The following is a 16,117-nucleotide window of genomic DNA, read 5'->3' as shown; positions in this document are numbered from 1 at the left end:
TGCGCCGGGTAAAAATCACCGTCCTTAGCGCTTCGAGTACCTGATCTCCTGCCTTGATACGGCGGTGTCAAAAAGCAGCCCCCTCGCCACCGCGGCTGCCCCTTCCTCCGCTTGCGAAAAGCTTGACGGTTTGCGTTGTCTGAAACGCCGTGTGGGGTTAAAATCCCAATATTCTCTACTATATAGCTCTCCTACCGGCACGCCCGCGCGGGCTTGGCCCAAATCGTTTCTTTCAAAATTTAAATCACGCCTTCACTCCACCCCATCTCATCCTTTGGAGACTTATCGTGACCACGCAAACGAAGATCACTTTCAATGACGGCAATTCCATTCCGCAGGTCGGCCTCGGTGTCTGGCAGACGCCGGAAAACGTTGCGCCGATGGCCGTCAGCACCGCTTTGAAAGCCGGCTATCGCCATGTCGATACCGCGGCTATCTATGCCAACGAGGATGGTGTCGGCGAAGGCATGCGCCAGTCGGGCGTCGCCCGCAAGGATATCTTCCTGACGACCAAGCTCTGGAACGAGGCGCAGGGTTTCGATTCCACTCTCAAGGCGTTCGATGAGAGCCTGAAGCGGCTCGGTACCGAGTATGTCGACCTTTACCTCATTCACTGGCCGTCGCCGCATCGCGATCGCTACCTCGACACCTGGAAGGCCTTCGTGCGCCTGAAGGAAGAGGGCCGCGCCCATTCGATCGGCGTTTCCAACTTCGCCAAGGAGCATCTCGACCGCATCATCGGCGAAACCGGCGTGACGCCGGTGCTCAATCAGATCGAGCTGCATCCGACCTTCCAGCAGAAGGCGCTGCGCGAAGTTCACGACAAGCTCGGCATCAAGACGCAGTCTTGGAGCCCGCTCGGCCAGGGCAAGCTTCTGGAGAATGCCATGATCGGCAAGGTTGCCGCCAAGCACGGCCGCACGCCGGCGCAGGTCATCATCCGCTGGCACATCGACAATGGCCTGATCGTCATCCCGAAATCAGTAACGCCGAGCCGTATCGAAGAAAATCTCAAGGTTTTCGACTTCAAGCTCGACAGCGACGATCTGGCTGAGATCGCCAAGCTCGATTCGGCTAGCGGCCGCATCGGCCCGGATCCGATGACCGCGACGTTCTGATATCGGGCGCGCGCAAATAAACTGTAGTTTCAAGGGAAGGCCCGGTGCAATCGCATCGGGCCTTCTTCTTTTCAGCGCATCTCCTGGCGCGTTGGGTTGTCCGCATCGCCATGGCGAGCCGCTAAACGCCTGGCGAGAAACTCGACGACGGCGCGCACGCCCGGCAACTGGCCGCGGCGGTGGGTGGTCAGGATCGTGGTGGTGACGCTGCCGGCCGTCCAGTCGGGCAGAATTCGAACGAGCTGGCCGCTCTTGAGTGCCGCCTTGCATGCCGCTTCCGGCAGACAGGTGATACCGAGGCCCGAGATTGCCGCCCGCAGCAAGACAAGCGTCTCGTCGGCGACGAAGCGGCAGAGAGGGGAAACGGTGAGTGAACCGCCTTCGGCATTCTGAAGCTGCCATGTCTTTGCGGTCTGCGAAACGAGCAGGCCGTCATGATGCTGCAACGCCTGCGGATCGGCCGGTAAACCGTGCCTTTCGAGATAGTCGGGAGAGGCCACCAGCATCATGTCGTCAACCGAAACCTGCCTTTGAACCAGTTCGGAATCCGGCGGCGGCGAAAAGTGGCTGCGCACGGCGATATCGAAGCCTTCCTGTACCAGATCGACGAACCTATCGGTGGCATGGATCTGCAGCGTCAGCTTGGGATAGGCGACGGCGAGTGAGGGAAGGTGATCCGCGAGCACGAATTGGGCTGATGGCACGGAGGCGGTGATACGAACGATGCCGCTCGGCTCGACGTGACGCCGCCGCACGGCGTTTTCGGCTGCTTCCGCCTCGATCAGCGCGGCTGTCGCGTGCTCATAGAAGTCTCGTCCGGAATCGGTCAGCAGGAAGCTGCGCGAGGTGCGGTGAAGCAACCGTGTGTCGAGATCCGCTTCCAGAGCGGCAATGCGTTTGCTGATCGTCGATTTCGGCATGCCCAGCCTGCGCGCGGTGGCGGCAAAGCCACCGTTGTCGACCGCCTGGACGAAGATCTGCAGATCATTGAGATTCAATGCCATCGCGCAATGTCCATATAAAGAGACTTTTGGTTCGAATTTACCGGTCTACCGGATCAAGGTCCACAAATCCATATTGCTGGCATCGAGGTTTCACCTCGTTACATCAGGAGAACAATATGGAACCGGTACTCTTCTACGGCGTCCCCTCGGGATGCTCCTTCGGATCGATCGTCGCACTCGAGTGGCTGGGAAAGCCCTACAGACTGTCCCGTGTCGAGATGGTCAAGGAGGATTTCATGAGCGGCGACTATCGCTTCATCAATCCGGTCGGCGGGACGCCCGCCCTGATCACGGGCAGCGGCGCCGTGCTGACGGAAAGCATCGCCATTCTCAACCATCTTGGCGCTGAGAGCACCGATACGGGCCTGGCGTTTGCGCAGGCAACCGAGGAGTTCGATCGGCTCAACCGGATGCTCGCTTTCCTCAATACCAGCTTCTTCAACTCGTTCGCGCCGCTTTGGTATGTGTATGAGCATGGCGGAGACGAGGCGGCAAAGGCTGCGCTACGCGATTATGGGGGCTTCAAGGTGCGCAAGGCGCATGCGGATCTCGACAGGATGCTGGGGGACAAGCAATGGCTACTGGGAGATAGAAAGACGCTGGCTGACGCCTATTTCTTCGGCATCGCCCGCTGGACCGACTACCACGACGTGGTGAAGCGAGCCGACTATCCCAATATCGAGCGGCTATACCGGCAGCTGGAGGAGGATCCGGCCGTCAAATTTGCCCACGCGATCGAGGACGAGAAGCCGGCGCAGTCGGCCGGCGGCTATCTCGGCAATATCAGCGTCGACGATGCGTTGAAGCGCGTCCGGCCGAACGGCTGATTTTCGGAAAGCCTGAAGTCGATGCTTCAGGCTTTTCCTTTCATGCGGCGTCTTCGAGAAGATTGGAGCGCCGGGCAAAGACAAAGCTTGTCAGTGCCACACCGAGCGTTGCAGCGATCAACAGCGCGGCGGCGATGAATGTTACTTGCATTCCGGCGGCGACGGCCTCCGCGCGCGCCGCCGTGATGTCGGCGGCTCCGGAGGCGAATGTGAAGATCGCCCCCATGACGGATGAACCGGTTATCAGGCCGAGGTTGCGCGACAGGCTCAGCATCCCGGAAATGACGCCGCGCCGCTCCTGCGTGATGTTGCTCATGATCGTGGTATTGTTGGCCGCCTGAAACAGCGCATAGTGGAGGCTGACGATGGCCAGCGGGCCAACATAGCCGGCAATTCCGAACTTGCCTTGCAGCGCTGCAAGCAAGGACAGGCCGATCATCATGCCGACGAGACCTGTTACGGTCATGCGATGAGCGCCGAGACGATCAACGATACGGCCGGCCGGCACGCCCGTCAGTGCCGAGACCAGCGGTCCGGCAGACATGATGGCGCCGACATGAGCGGCATCAAAGCCGAGTGCGCGCGATAGATAGAAAGGCCCGACCACCAGTGTCACCATAATGACCGTCGAAACGAGGGTGCTCATGGCAAGGCCGGCACTCAGCGCCGTATCGCGGAACATCGAAAGGCGCAGCAGCGGCGATTTCACTTTCGTTTCGGCGACCACAAAGAGAGCGACGCCGCAAGCTGCGGCAAGTAGCAGGCCGACATTCACCGCTCCGAAGCTGCCATGTCCAATGGTCATTGCGAGCGCGTAGGCGGCCAAGGTAAGAGCCAGGAACAGGGTGCCGATCGTATCCAGCCGTCCCTGGCTTGCCCCATGGTTCCGACGATCCGCCGGCAGAAAGCGCATGGCGAGAAGAAAGTTCGCGATGCCAAGGGGTATGTTGACGAGGAAGATGGCTTTCCAGCCGAAGCCGGCGATCAGGATGCCGCCGAGGGAGGGGCCAAGCGTCGTGCCGATGGCGGACATGGTGCCGAGCAAGCCCATGGCACTACCCGTCCGCTCCTTCGGCACGGTTTCGCCGACCATTGCAACCGTCAGCGCCATCATCATGGCGGCGCCGAGGCCCTGTACGGCGCGAGCTCCAATCAGCAGCCACAGCGTCGGCGCGATGCCGGCGAAAAGTGAAGCGACAGTGAAGAGCGCTATTCCGCCCAACAATAGCCTGCGGCGGCCGACCATGTCTCCAAGCCGTCCGACGCTAACGATCAGCGTCGTGATGGCGAGCAGATAGGCAAGCACGATCCATTGCACTTGCTGGAAGGATGCGCCGAATGCCTGGGCCAGCGTCGGCAAAGCGATATTGGCGATGCTGGTGCCGAGCGAGGGCATCAGCATGGAAAGCGAAAGGCTGGCGAGCGCCCAGCGGATCGAAGGCGCGGCTTTCGTGCGCCCGGGTGTCGTTTTCTCCGATGTTTCGGCGATTGGTTTCAACATGTGCTCCGATTCTGACGAGGTCCAAAGGTCTCGCGGATCGTAGTCATTCACGTGATGTGGCGGAATGCGCAGCATTTGCACTTCATTCGTGCGCCTGACGCTATATATCGACGAAATCATGCTATGGTCGCCTCATGTCCACGCCTGATCTCAATCTCCTCGTCACTCTCAATGTCCTGCTCGCCGAGGGCAGCGTTGCCCGCGCGGCCAGGCGCTTGCAGCTGAGCCCGTCAGCCATGAGCCGGGCGCTGGCCCGCTTGCGCGAGACGACCGGCGATCCGCTGCTGGTCAGGGCGGGGCGCGGACTTGTGCCAACGCCGAGGGCGCTGGAATTGCGCGAGCGGGTCGGGCAGCTCGTTCAGGAAGCGGAGGCGGCCTTGCGGCCCTCCGAGGTGTTGGACCTCAATCAGCTTGCCCGGACCTTCACGATTCGCACCCGAGAGGGTTTCGTGGAGAATTTCGGCGCCGAACTGATCGCGCGCATTGCCGACCAAGCGCCCGGGGTGCGGCTCTACTTCACCCAGAAGCTCGACAAGGACAGCGCGCCGTTGCGCGATGGTACGATCGATCTCGAGACAGGCGTCGTGGGTGATGACACAGGCCCGGAATTGCGGGCGCAGGCATTGTTTCACGACCGGTTCATCGGCGTGGTGCGCCGCGGGCACGTGTTGGGAGAGGGGGCGATCACGCCGGAGCGCTATGCTGCCGGTCGGCATATTCTCGTCTCGCGCCGCGGTCTGCGGAAAGGCGAGATCGATGAGGCGCTGGCAAGGTTGGGGTTGGAGCGGCAGATCGCGACGATCGTCGGCAGCTTTTCGGCGGGGCTGGCCTTGGCGCGCGCCTCTGACTTGATCGTCAGCGTTCCCGAGCGCTACACGGGCAACCTACGGACCGACATGCATAGCTTCGTGCTGCCGGTGCCGACGTCGGATGTGACGATCTCACTGATCTGGCATCCTCGAATGGATGCGGATCCGGCGCATCGCTGGCTGCGCGGCTGCATTCGGGATGTCTGCGCAGAGCAGCGCGCAAGTTCAGGAATGGGGCTCGAAGTCGGCTAAGTAACCGCGAAGAAGGCCGTCAAGCGCTGTTCGCTCTTCTGGCGAAAGAGTTGAGACCAGGCGCATCTGCGTTTCGACATGCGCCGTGACCGCCGAGTCGATCAGTTCGAAGCCCTTTGGTGTCAGCGATATCAAGAAGCTGCGGCCGTCGTTCGGGTTCTGACTGCGAGCGACGAGGCCGGCTTTTTCCAGCTGATCGATGCGGTTGGTCATCGTGCCCGACGTCACCATCATCGTCTCCATCAGGTCGCTCGGGGAAAGGGTGTAGGGCTCGCCCGAGCGGCGCAGGGTCGCCAGCATATCGAAATTTGCCGAATTCAGGTCGAAGCGCGCGAAGGTCTTCTCCATCTCACGGGAGAGATGGAGCGTGAGGTTGCGTATGCGCCCGAAGAGGCCCATCGCCGTGGTGTCGAGATCCGGCCGCTCGCGGCGCCATTGGGCAAGAATTTTGTCGATGCGATCCATGCAGAGACCACGCCATGAATTTACCTTGACGTCAAGGTATTTTGGATTATCTTGAGGTCAAGATAAATCCGAGGCTGAGGCCATGAACCGCAATTTCGACCTGTTACTGACAGCCATTGCGCCGGCAATCTGGGGCAGCACCTACATAGTGACGACGCAACTGCTGCCCGCCGGCTATCCGCTGACGGTTGCCATGCTGCGCGCTTTGCCTGCCGGGCTGCTGCTGCTTGCCTTCGTACGGCAATTGCCACACGGGGTCTGGTGGCTGAAGTCGCTCGTGCTCGGGGCGCTGAACTTCTCCATTTTCTGGTGGCTGCTTTTCATCTCGGCCTATCGTTTGCCGGGTGGCGTGGCAGCGACGGTCGGCTCGATCCAGCCGCTGATCGTCATCCTGCTGGCGCGGTTGCTGCTGGGCTCGCCGATCCGCAGTCTTTCCATCGTCGCCGCCATTGCCGGCATCGGCGGTGTCGCGTTGCTGATCCTGACGCCGAACGCGACGCTCGATCCGATCGGTATCATCGCAGGCATTGCCGGCGCCTTCTCCATGGCAACCGGCGTGGTGCTGAGCCGCCGCTGGCGACCAGACGTCTCGCCGTTGACCTTTACGGCGTGGCAGCTCACGGCAGGCGGCCTCCTGCTGCTGCCGGTCGCGTTGCTGCTCGAGCCGCCTTTGCCACAGCTGACCGGTGCGAATATTCTCGGCTTCAGCTATCTCGGGCTGATCGGCGCGGCGCTGACTTACATTCTCTGGTTCCGAGGCCTGTCGCGGCTTGAGCCTTCGGTGGTGTCGTCGCTCGGTTTCCTCAGCCCGGCGACCGCCGTCATCCTGGGTTGGGTGGTGCTTGGTCAGCAGCTGAGCCCGATGCAGATATCAGGCATTGTCGTCGTGCTTGGCAGCGTCTGGCTTAGCCAGAAGGTCCAGCAGGTTCCCCGGACAGGACATGCCTTACCTGCAAGCCAGCCTGCGGTGTCGAAGCCATAGAGCGCGAGCCCTCTCTATCCACAAAGAAAAAGGGCGGCCATCAGGCCGCCCTTTTATTCATGCCTTGGAGCGGATCAGTTCCACTCGCGGATATCGACGAAGTGACCGGCGATCGCGGCGGCCGCGGCCATGGCCGGCGAAACCAGATGCGTGCGACCCTTGAAGCCCTGACGGCCTTCGAAGTTGCGGTTCGAGGTCGAAGCGCAGCGCTCGCCTGGCTTCAGGCGGTCGTCGTTCATGGCGAGGCACATGGAACAGCCAGGCTCGCGCCAGTCGAAACCGGCAGCCTTGAAGATCTTGTCGAGGCCTTCGGCCTCAGCCTGTTCCTTCACGAGGCCGGAGCCCGGAACGATCATGGCGTCGACGGTGGAGGCCACTGTCTTGCCTTCGACGACCTTGGCGACCGCGCGCAGGTCTTCGATGCGGCCGTTGGTGCAGGAGCCGATGAAGACGCGATCGACGTTGATCTCGGTCATCGGCGTGCCCGGCTTCAGGCCCATATAGTCGAGAGCGCGCCACTTGGAGGTGCGCTTGGTCTCGTCCTGGATTTCGTCCGGGTTCGGAACGACGCCCTGAACGGAGATGACGTCTTCCGGTGAGGAGCCCCAGGAAACGATCGGCGGCAGGCTTGCGGCATCGAGCTTGACGATGCGGTCGTAATGCGCGCCTTCGTCTGTTTGCAGCGTCTTCCAGTAGGCGATCGCCTGCTCCAGCGCTTCGCCCTTCGGCGCACGCGGCTTGCCCTTGATATATTCGAAGGTGATCTCATCCGGAGCGATCAGGCCGGCGCGGGCGCCGCCTTCGATCGACATGTTGCAGATGGTCATGCGGCCTTCCATCGACAGCGCGCGAATGGCTTCGCCCGCATATTCGATGACGTAGCCGGTGCCGCCCGCGGTGCCGATTTCGCCAATGATGGCAAGGATGATGTCCTTGGCGGTGACGCCGGGCGGCAGCTGGCCGTCAACCTGCACCAGCATGTTCTTGGCCTTCTTCTGGATCAGCGTCTGCGTGGCGAGCACGTGCTCGACCTCGGAGGTGCCGATACCATGGGCGAGCGAGCCGAAGGCGCCGTGCGTCGAGGTGTGGCTGTCGCCGCAGACGATGGTCATGCCGGGCAGGGTGAAGCCCTGCTCAGGTCCGATGATGTGGACGATGCCCTGGCGCTTGTCGTTCTCGGAGTAGTATTCCACGCCGAACTCAGCGGCGTTCTTGGCGAGCTGCTCGACCTGGATGCGGCTTTCCTCGTTCTTGATGCCGAGGTGGCGGTCGGGCGAGGTCGGAACGTTATGGTCGACGACAGCCAGCGTCTTCTGCGGCGCGTGAACCTTTCGACCAGTCATGCGCAGGCCTTCGAATGCCTGCGGCGACGTCACCTCGTGAACGAGATGGCGGTCGATATAGAGAAGACAGGTGCCGTCGTCCTGCGCGTCGACCAGATGGTCATCCCAGATTTTATCGTAAAGTGTGCGTGGAGCGCTCATGGCTACAGATCCATATTGGCATTGTCGAAAAAGGGATTGACGGATCAGGACCGCCGGCCTCGGGTGTGATCAGCGAAGTCGGCTGTTGAGCGCGCCCGAAATCATCGCAAAGAAACGTGCCGGCAGGCGCTTATGGTCCTGCAGCACGAAAGCCGTGACGTATTGTCCGTCCTTGCTCATGATCCTACTCATGAGCATGCTCATATCAATTTTCAAAACCTTCGGCAATGGCGACTATGAGCTGTGTCGGTACGGTCGGCGCTGTTGCACTTTTAATCTGCTGCATAATTTTTTCCTTAAATCGATCCCGATTTAAGGAATTATGCAGTAGGCCGTACCGATCACACTCGTCTCGATCACACCTGCGCGCCGGGCGGCTGGCCCGCCGCCATGCGGGGGAAGGCCGAGCGGTCGCTCCCCGCACGCCGGCGCATCCAGGCTTCGAGCTGCCGCAGCAACAGAGACAGGCCGACCGTCAGCAACAGGTAGATGAAGGCGAGGATCGACAGCGTTTCGAAGTAGCGGAAGTTGGCCGAATAATAGAGCTTGGCGAGCTGACTGATATCGGCAACGCCGAGCACTGATACCAGCGAGCTATCCTTGACCATGGCGATGAAATCGTTGGAGAGCGGTGGCAGGATGACGCGGATCGCCTGCGGAAAGACCACAAGGCGAAAGCGCTGGAAGCGGGTGAGGCCGAGCGCCTTTGCCGCTTCGATCTGCCCCTGATCGACCGCCTGGATACCGGCGCGGAAGATCTCGGCGATGAAGGACGAATAGCCGATCGTCAGCGCAATGATGGTGCGCCAAACGAACGGGACGTCGCGAGTGACGAGCGGGCCTGTCCAGCCGATTGAGGCGAGCGGAGAGGTGAGGACGTTATAGACTGCCACAAAAGCCGGCGTGCCGACGAAGGCGACATAGGAGAGCAGCACAAGCATCGGAATGCCGCGCACGATCTCGATATAGAAACGCGCAACTTGCCGCAGCACGAGGAAATCCGACAGGCCGAGCAGCGCTAGCCCGAGGCCCAGCAGCATGGCGAGCGTAAAGGCCACCAGCGTCACGAAGATCGTGACGCCGATGCCGTTGAGCAGAAGGGAGAAGATCTGGGCGTAGAGGCCGTTTGCCGCGATCGCGAGCGAGGCAACAACGCCGAGAATAGCAAGGGCAATCAGCCACCAGGGAAAGTCATCCTTGCCGCGGTGCCCGCCCGGGCCTGCCAAAGGTGCCATCAGAGCGGGCTTCCAGTATGTCGATCGTCAGAGTTCATTGGCCCATCTTGTAGTCGAGGAACCACTTCTTGTTCAGCGCGTCGAAGGTGCCGTCGGCCTTGAGGCTGGCAATCGCCGCATTGACCGGGGCGACGAGATCGGAGCCCTTCTGGAAGATGAAGCCGAAATCTTCGGAGCCGAGCGGGCCGCCGATCAGCTTCAGACCGCCGTTGGAGGCGTCGACATAGCCCTTGCCGGCCGTGCCGTCAGTCAGCACCGTGTCGACGTCGCCGGTCTTCAGGGCCTGAACGGTGGCGCCGAAGGTTTCGAAGGTCTTGATGCGCGGGTTTTGCTCGTTGCCGTCGAGGACCGAATAGACGGCGGTGTAGAAGGGCGTCGTTCCCGGCTGCGCGCCGATCAGGGTGTCCTTGACGGTTGCGAAGCTCTTGGCGTCGGTGAAGCGCTTCTCGTCGCCGCGCACGAGCATGAACTGTTCGGAGCGCATGTAAGGATCGGAGAAGTCGACCTTCTGCTTGCGCTCATCCTTGATGGTGATGCCGGTCATGCCGATGTTGTACTGGCCTTCCGAGACGGCCTGGATCATCGCATCCCAGCTGGTGTTCTGGTACTCGACCTTGAAATTCAGGCGCTTGGCGATCTCGTTCATCGCGTCGTATTCCCAGCCGATCGCCTTGCTCGTCTTCGGGTCGATGAACTGGAGCGGCGGATAGGCATTCTCGGTGACGACGACGACGGTCTTGCCATTGAGGTTCGGCAGATCGGCCGCGAAGGCAGCAAACGGTGCAAGCACGAGGGCGCTGAGGCCCAGAAGGAACGAACGGCGGAATGCCATGGAAATCTCCCCGATTAGAGCATGATGCCGAAAAGTGTCAGCGGTTTTCGGACGACATCATGCTCCGCCTATTTGATTCTGGCGCGGATTCCGATTTCAGGTCGATTTGACGTGAAATCATCCCGCGCCAGGGTGGCGGAAAAGTGTCATATTTGTGAAGGGGATGGCAAGGCCATTGCCACGGCCGCGATCATAAAAATGGAAAAGCAACTCTAAAGTGGACAGCGAATTGAGGAATATTCTTTTCGTCCGATGCATACCCGCCCTGTGGGAGCGGCAGACAGCAAAAAGGCGACCCGAGGGCCGCCTTCAAGCTTTGCGATCCGTATGGATCGAAAATTATTCTGCTGCCGGCTCGGCTGCTGCGGCTGCAGCAGCTTCTGCAGCTGCCTTTGCTTCTGCGGCTTCGGCTGCTGCCTTTTCGGCTGCGAGAGCCTGGGCGGCTGCAACCTTCTCGGCTTCGATGCGTGCCTTTTCTTCGGCCAGAGCCTGACGCTCGGCGTCGTTGAGCTTGCGGGCGCGGGTACCGGTGTTTTCAACGATACGGGCAGCCTTACCGCGCAGGTCGCGCAGGTAGTAGAGCTTGGCGCGACGGACCTTACCGCGGCGAACGACTTCGACGCTTTCGATCATCGGCGAGTAAACCGGGAATACGCGCTCGACGCCTTCGCCGTAGGAGATCTTGCGGACCGTGAAGTTCTCCTGCAGGCCGCCGCCGGAGCGAGCGATGCAAACGCCTTCATAGGCCTGAACGCGGGTACGGTTGCCTTCCGTGACCTTCACGTTGACGCGAAGGGTGTCGCCAGCGGAAAATTCGGGAAGGGTGCGCTTGGCTTCGATCTTGGCAGCCTGTTCGGCTTCCAACTGCTGAATGATGTTCATAGTATCAACCTCGTTGTTGCTTCAACAGCCAGAGCGCCCGAACGATCTATTCTTGGTCGGACCCGAAGGTCTCGCCTCGAATATATGCCAGTTACGGCAGGGGCGAATACGTCTGCTTTTCTTTGGTGGTTGATGGGAAATTTCCCATGCCGGGCGCGCACATACCCTATTGTCGCGACCTTGTCACCCCTTGCCGCGGAATTAAGTGGGCTTTATTGCCCTGCTTCCGGCTCAGAACGGCATTTTATCACGCATCCGGTTGCCTGAATACCGCTCAGGCCTTCTTAGGCTTTTTCCGCGTCGATACACTCAGCGCCGCGGCCGCGCGAATGAGCGCCTTCAACGCTTCTTCGTCGATATCCTCGTTCTCATGGATATCGATGGCCCGCCGCGTATTGCCTTCGAGGCTGGAGTTAAACAGGCGGGAAGGATCCTCGATCGAGGCGCCCTTGGCAAAAGTCAGCTTCACGACGCTCTTGTAGGTCTCGCCAGTGCAGATGATGCCCTCGTGCGACCATACCGGCACTCCGCGCCATTTCAGCTCCTCGATCACATCAGGTTCGGCCTGCTTGATGAGTGCGCGGACCTTGGCGAGCGTTGTGCCGCGCCAGTCGCCCAGTTCCCGGATCTTGTCGTCGATCAGCTCAGAAGTGGAGCCAACCTGTTCGACTCCCGTTGCGTCGTCCTTTGCCATCCTCCGGAGCCTCCTCGCTCTTTTGCGTCCGCCATGCTGGTTGAGGCGGCTATTTTTCAGTCTTTTTATCGAGCAGATCCGGCCGGCGCTCGCGTGTCAGCTGCTCGGCCTGCTCCCGCTGCCATTTGGCGATCGCCGCGTGGTTGCCCGAGGTGAGGATGGCCGGAATCTCGCGGTCTTCCCAAATTTGCGGACGGGTATAGTGCGGATGTTCCAGCATGCCGCCTTCGAAGCTTTCATGCAGGCCGGACAGATCATTGCCCATGACGCCGGGCAGGATGCGCACGATGGCATCGAGCAGGATGAGGGCGGCCGGCTCGCCGCCGGAGAGGATATAGTCGCCGATCGAGACTTCCTCGAGGTCGCGGCCGTCGATGACGCGTTGGTCTACGCCTTCGAAGCGGCCGCAGACGATGATAACGCCGTCCCCATCGGCAAGTTCGCGCACGCGCTTCTGCGTCAGCGGCTTGCCGCGCGGGCTCATGAGCAGACGCGGGCGGCTGTCGTTTTCGCTAGCATGGTCGATGGCGCGGGCAAGCACGTCGGGTTTCAGCACCATGCCGGCGCCGCCACCGGCCGGCGTATCGTCGACGGTGCGGTGCTTGTCGGTGGTAAAATCGCGGATCTGCACTGTGTCCAGCGACCATTGCCCGCGTTCCATCGCCTTGCCGGCAAGCGACGCGCCGAGATGGCCGGGAAACATCTCGGGGTAAAGCGTCAGAACGGTCGCCCGGAAACTCATGGCGCGGTCACTTTCCAACGAGGATCACTTCTTCGGCTTGCCCTGCGGCTTCTCGGGTTTTTCCGGCTTTTCCGGTTTGCCGATGAGGTCGTCGGGGTTGTCGATAAGCCCCGCGGCCAGAGGATCGATTAAAATCTTGCCGCCCTCCAGATCGATTTCGAGTACGGCAGCTTCGGAGAAGGGGATCAGCACGGGGCGCTTGCCCGGTCCCTTCAGTTCCAAAAGGTCGCCGGCGCCGAAATCATAGACACCGCTGACCGTACCGTAGCCAGTGCCTTCATCGTCTACGGCCTCCAGGCCTTCGAGATCGGTGTAGAAGAATTCGTCGTCGTCGAGCTCGTCATCCGGCAGATTGTCGCGCTCGATATAGAGTTCCAGCCCGTTCAGCGCTTCGGCGGCATTGCGGTCGTTGACGCCGCGGAAGCGTACCACGACGACATTCTTGGCTTCGCGGATTTCCAAAACTTCGAAACTGCGGCCATCCATGCTGTGCAGGTGGCCGTAATCGCCGAGCGCGGTCGGATCCGAGGTGTAGGCGCGGGCGCGCACTTCGCCTCTGAGGCCTTGAGCCGCGCCGATGGTGGCCATCAATACCGGGTTTTGCAGTTTCGTCATGGTCTCTTCGCCGGTTACCGGGATTATGCAGCAAATCTAAGGTGCTACAGTGATGCTTGCGTGTCAGATGTAACGCGCTGGGCCGTAGTTGCGTTCTCTCATAGGCTGAACGTCAGCCGATGGGAAATGAAAAACGGGCGGCATGTTGCCATGCCGCCCGTTTTTGACAGTCACAAGGACTGATTATTCAGAAGCAGCAGCAGCGGCGTCAGCAGCCTTCTGTGCCTTTTCAGCAGCACGCTCCTGAGCGCGCTTGCCCGGCTTTGCCTTCTCCGGGTTGTTCTTGGCGTCGCGCGTTGCGATGCCAGCTTCGGCGAGGAAGCGCAGAACGCGGTCGGTCGGCTGTGCGCCGTGGTCGAGCCAATGCTTGATGCGCTCGGCCTTCAGTTCAACGCGCTTGGCGTCGTCCTTGGCGAGCATCGGGTTCCAGGAGCCGAGGGTTTCCAGGAAGCGGCCGTCACGCGGCGAGCGAGCGTCGGCAACAACAACGTGGTAGTACGGGCGCTTCTTGGAACCACCGCGGGCGAGACGAATTTTCAGTGCCATGTTAATTCTCCTTAGGCTTTTCTTGACCGCTTCGTTTAGGCGGCATGTTCGTTTCTATGGTACGTGTCGCCGGCGCTCTCTCGATAAGCCGCTGCACGCATTTCGGGATCACGCCTTCAGATCGGCAGCGATCTGTTCGTGATGCCGGATGACTTCCTTGATGACGAAGTTCAGGAACTTCTCGGCGAAATCCGGGTCCAGATTTGCGTCCTTTGCCAGACGGCGCAGGCGTTCGATCTGGTATTCTTCGCGCGCCGGATCAGCCGGCGGCAGGTCGTACTTGGCCTTCAGCACACCGACTTCCTTGGTGCAGCGGAAGCGTTCGGCCAGCATGTGCACCAGTGCGGCATCGATATTGTCGATCGACTGGCGATAGTTGCCCAATTGGGCTTTGACGTCTGGATCAATCATGGTGTCAGCGATCCTTTTCACTTCTTCTTAGGCAAACCGGGAAGGCCCGGGAAACCACCGCCGAGGCCAGGGAGCTTGGCGCCGCCCAGACCGGGCAGGCCACCGCCACCACCGAGGCCCGGCAAGCCGCCGGGACGGCCGAGGCCAGCGGCTTCGGCCTGCTTCTGCAGGGCTTCGAGCTGCTTGGGGTCGATGTTCGACAGGTCGGGCATGCCGCCCATGCCGCCGCCGAGGCCCATCTTGCCGGCAAGGCCGCCCATCAGCTGCTTCATCATGCCGCCTTTGCCCTTGCCGCCCATCATCTTCATCATGTCCGCCATCTGGCGGTGCATCTTCAGAAGCTTGTTGATGTCGGAGGCGTCGGTGCCGGAGCCGCTGGCGATGCGCTTCTTGCGGGAATGCTTCAAGAGATCCGGATTGGCGCGCTCCGCCTTGGTCATCGAGGAGATAATGGCGAGCTGGCGCTTGAACAGGCGGTCGTCGAGGCCGGCAGCGGCCATCTTGTCCTTCATGCCGGACATGCCGGGCATCAGGCCCATGATGCCGCCCATGCCGCCCATCTTCTGCATCTGGCCGAGCTGGTCGGCGAGATCGTTAAGGTCGAACTTGCCCTTGGCCATCTTGGCAGCCATGGCGGCCGCCTTCTCGGCGTCGATATTCTCGGCAGCCTTTTCGACGAGCGAAACGATGTCGCCCATGCCGAGGATGCGGTCGGCGATACGGCGGGGATGGAATTCTTCCAGCTCGCCCATCTTTTCGCCGACACCGATCAGCTTGATCGGCTTGCCTGTGACGGCACGCATCGAAAGGGCGGCACCGCCGCGGCCGTCGCCGTCCATGCGGGTCAGCACGAGGCCGGTGATCCCGACGCGCTCGTCGAAATTACGGGCGAGATTGACGGCGTCCTGACCGGTCAAGCTATCGGCGACCAGCAGGATTTCGTGCGGGTTGGACTTCTTCTTGATATCCGCCATCTCGACCATGAGCGGCTCGTCGATATGCGTGCGGCCGGCGGTATCGAGGATGACGACGTCATGGCCGCCGAGCTTGGCGGCCTGAACGGCGCGGGCGGCGATATCGGTCGGCGACTGGCCAGCGATGACGGGCAGCGTGTCGATGCCGGTCTGGACGCCGAGCTGGCGCAGCTGCTCCTGCGCTGCCGGGCGGCGCGTGTCGAGCGAGGCCATCAGGACCTTCTTGCGGTCGCGGCTCGTCAGGCGATTGGCGATCTTGGCCGTGGTGGTGGTCTTGCCGGAGCCCTGCAGACCGACCATCATGACGACGACCGGGGCCGGCGCGTTGAGGTCGATGCCCACGCCTTCGCCGCCGAGCATTTCGATCAGTTCGTCATGGACGATCTTGACGACCATCTGGCCGGGTTTGATCGACTTCAGGATCTCGGCGCCGACGGCCTTTTCGCGAACGCGGTCGGTAAAGGAGCGAACGACATCCAGCGCCACGTCGGCCTCGAGGAGCGCGCGGCGAACCTCGCGAAGTGCTGCGGAAACATCGGCTTCCGAAAGCGCGCCGCGGCCTGTCAGTCCATTCAGAATGGAACCAAGACGGTCCTGGAGGTTTTCAAACATCAATTCTTCCTTATCGATCGCTCGGGATTTGGATCTGGCGCAACCTGCGCAGCTCCTCGCCCGAAAACGTCGTGCTTTTCCATGACGAAAACAAGACGCAAAGCCAAAAAGCACCCGAGGGCGCATCGCGCT

The 16,117-nt window shown here is 61.2% G+C and carries 17 protein-coding genes; 4 read left to right on the top strand and 13 right to left on the bottom strand.

Going from position 1 to position 16,117, the window contains the following annotated elements; translation table 11 throughout:
• The first annotated feature begins 287 nt into the window (after window positions 1–287).
• Complete coding sequence (locus tag GGD46_RS12965; RefSeq protein ID WP_184704397.1) at window positions 288–1,118, top strand: aldo/keto reductase; 831 nt, start codon at window positions 288–290, stop codon at window positions 1,116–1,118.
• 71 nt (window positions 1,119–1,189) lie between these two features.
• On the opposite strand, the gene GGD46_RS12960 is transcribed toward GGD46_RS12965, so the two are convergent.
• Window positions 1,190–2,122, bottom strand: coding sequence for a LysR family transcriptional regulator (locus GGD46_RS12960; protein ID WP_184704395.1), 933 nt, complete (start codon window positions 2,120–2,122; stop codon window positions 1,190–1,192).
• Between the two features lie 116 nt (window positions 2,123–2,238).
• Between GGD46_RS12960 and GGD46_RS12955 the strand changes: the two genes are divergently transcribed.
• Window positions 2,239–2,949 carry a glutathione S-transferase family protein gene (locus GGD46_RS12955; RefSeq protein WP_184704393.1) on the top strand — a complete coding sequence of 237 codons (711 nt, stop codon included), beginning with the start codon at window positions 2,239–2,241 and terminating at the stop codon, window positions 2,947–2,949.
• Window positions 2,950–2,989: 40 nt separating this feature from the next.
• On the opposite strand, the gene GGD46_RS12950 is transcribed toward GGD46_RS12955, so the two are convergent.
• Window positions 2,990–4,450, bottom strand: a complete 1,461-nt coding sequence (locus GGD46_RS12950; protein WP_184704391.1) for an MFS transporter — start codon at window positions 4,448–4,450, stop codon at window positions 2,990–2,992.
• Between the two features lie 134 nt (window positions 4,451–4,584).
• Here GGD46_RS12950 and GGD46_RS12945 point away from each other — a divergent pair, with 134 nt between their 5' ends.
• A complete protein-coding gene (locus GGD46_RS12945) occupies window positions 4,585–5,511 on the top strand; it encodes a LysR family transcriptional regulator (RefSeq protein ID WP_184704389.1) in 927 nt (308 codons plus the stop codon).
• On the opposite strand, the gene GGD46_RS12940 is transcribed toward GGD46_RS12945, so the two are convergent.
• Window positions 5,485–5,976: a MarR family winged helix-turn-helix transcriptional regulator gene (locus GGD46_RS12940; protein ID WP_184704387.1), complete on the bottom strand. Its 492-nt coding sequence runs from the start codon at window positions 5,974–5,976 to the stop codon at window positions 5,485–5,487. The genes GGD46_RS12945 and GGD46_RS12940 overlap by 27 nt on opposite strands.
• An 82-nt stretch (window positions 5,977–6,058) precedes the next feature.
• Here GGD46_RS12940 and GGD46_RS12935 point away from each other — a divergent pair, with 82 nt between their 5' ends.
• Window positions 6,059–6,958: an EamA family transporter gene (locus GGD46_RS12935; RefSeq protein WP_184704385.1), complete on the top strand. Its 900-nt coding sequence runs from the start codon at window positions 6,059–6,061 to the stop codon at window positions 6,956–6,958.
• Window positions 6,959–7,032: 74 nt separating this feature from the next.
• Here the strand turns inward: GGD46_RS12935 and leuC are convergent, their stop codons facing one another.
• The 10 genes from leuC to ffh all read right to left on the bottom strand — a co-directional run bounded on the left by leuC (window position 7,033) and on the right by ffh (window position 15,985).
• A complete protein-coding gene (leuC, locus tag GGD46_RS12930) occupies window positions 7,033–8,442 on the bottom strand; it encodes a 3-isopropylmalate dehydratase large subunit (RefSeq protein ID WP_184704383.1) in 1,410 nt (469 codons plus the stop codon).
• Window positions 8,443–8,798: 356 nt separating this feature from the next.
• Window positions 8,799–9,677 (bottom strand): amino acid ABC transporter permease, encoded by an 879-nt coding sequence (locus tag GGD46_RS12925; protein ID WP_184704381.1) that lies wholly within the window; start codon window positions 9,675–9,677, stop codon window positions 8,799–8,801.
• 34 nt (window positions 9,678–9,711) lie between these two features.
• Window positions 9,712–10,509 carry a basic amino acid ABC transporter substrate-binding protein gene (locus GGD46_RS12920; RefSeq protein ID WP_184704379.1) on the bottom strand — a complete coding sequence of 266 codons (798 nt, stop codon included), beginning with the start codon at window positions 10,507–10,509 and terminating at the stop codon, window positions 9,712–9,714.
• 339 nt (window positions 10,510–10,848) lie between these two features.
• A complete protein-coding gene (gene rplS / locus GGD46_RS12915) occupies window positions 10,849–11,391 on the bottom strand; it encodes a 50S ribosomal protein L19 (protein ID WP_037154696.1) in 543 nt (180 codons plus the stop codon).
• Between the two features lie 274 nt (window positions 11,392–11,665).
• Complete coding sequence (locus GGD46_RS12910; RefSeq protein ID WP_184704377.1) at window positions 11,666–12,085, bottom strand: DUF1801 domain-containing protein; 420 nt, start codon at window positions 12,083–12,085, stop codon at window positions 11,666–11,668.
• A gap of 49 nt (window positions 12,086–12,134) precedes the next feature.
• Entirely contained in the window at window positions 12,135–12,827 is a 693-nt protein-coding gene (gene trmD, locus GGD46_RS12905) for a tRNA (guanosine(37)-N1)-methyltransferase TrmD (protein WP_184704375.1), read from the bottom strand.
• A gap of 24 nt (window positions 12,828–12,851) precedes the next feature.
• Window positions 12,852–13,442, bottom strand: coding sequence for a ribosome maturation factor RimM (gene rimM, locus GGD46_RS12900; protein ID WP_184704373.1), 591 nt, complete (start codon window positions 13,440–13,442; stop codon window positions 12,852–12,854).
• A gap of 183 nt (window positions 13,443–13,625) precedes the next feature.
• Window positions 13,626–13,988 (bottom strand): 30S ribosomal protein S16, encoded by a 363-nt coding sequence (rpsP, locus tag GGD46_RS12895; RefSeq protein WP_092717295.1) that lies wholly within the window; start codon window positions 13,986–13,988, stop codon window positions 13,626–13,628.
• 108 nt (window positions 13,989–14,096) lie between these two features.
• The gene (locus tag GGD46_RS12890; protein WP_004107967.1) at window positions 14,097–14,399 is read right to left on the bottom strand and encodes a chorismate mutase; all 303 of its coding nucleotides are present in this window, start codon (window positions 14,397–14,399) and stop codon (window positions 14,097–14,099) included.
• A 17-nt stretch (window positions 14,400–14,416) separates the two neighbouring features.
• The gene (ffh, locus tag GGD46_RS12885) at window positions 14,417–15,985 is read right to left on the bottom strand and encodes a signal recognition particle protein (protein ID WP_184704371.1); all 1,569 of its coding nucleotides are present in this window, start codon (window positions 15,983–15,985) and stop codon (window positions 14,417–14,419) included.
• Between the last annotated feature and the right edge of the window lie 132 nt (window positions 15,986–16,117).

Source organism: Martinezella lusitana (assembly GCF_014207095.1).
Taxonomy (GTDB): domain Bacteria; phylum Pseudomonadota; class Alphaproteobacteria; order Rhizobiales; family Rhizobiaceae; genus Rhizobium; species Rhizobium lusitanum_B.
This window is presented reverse-complemented; position numbering and strand designations above follow the sequence as displayed.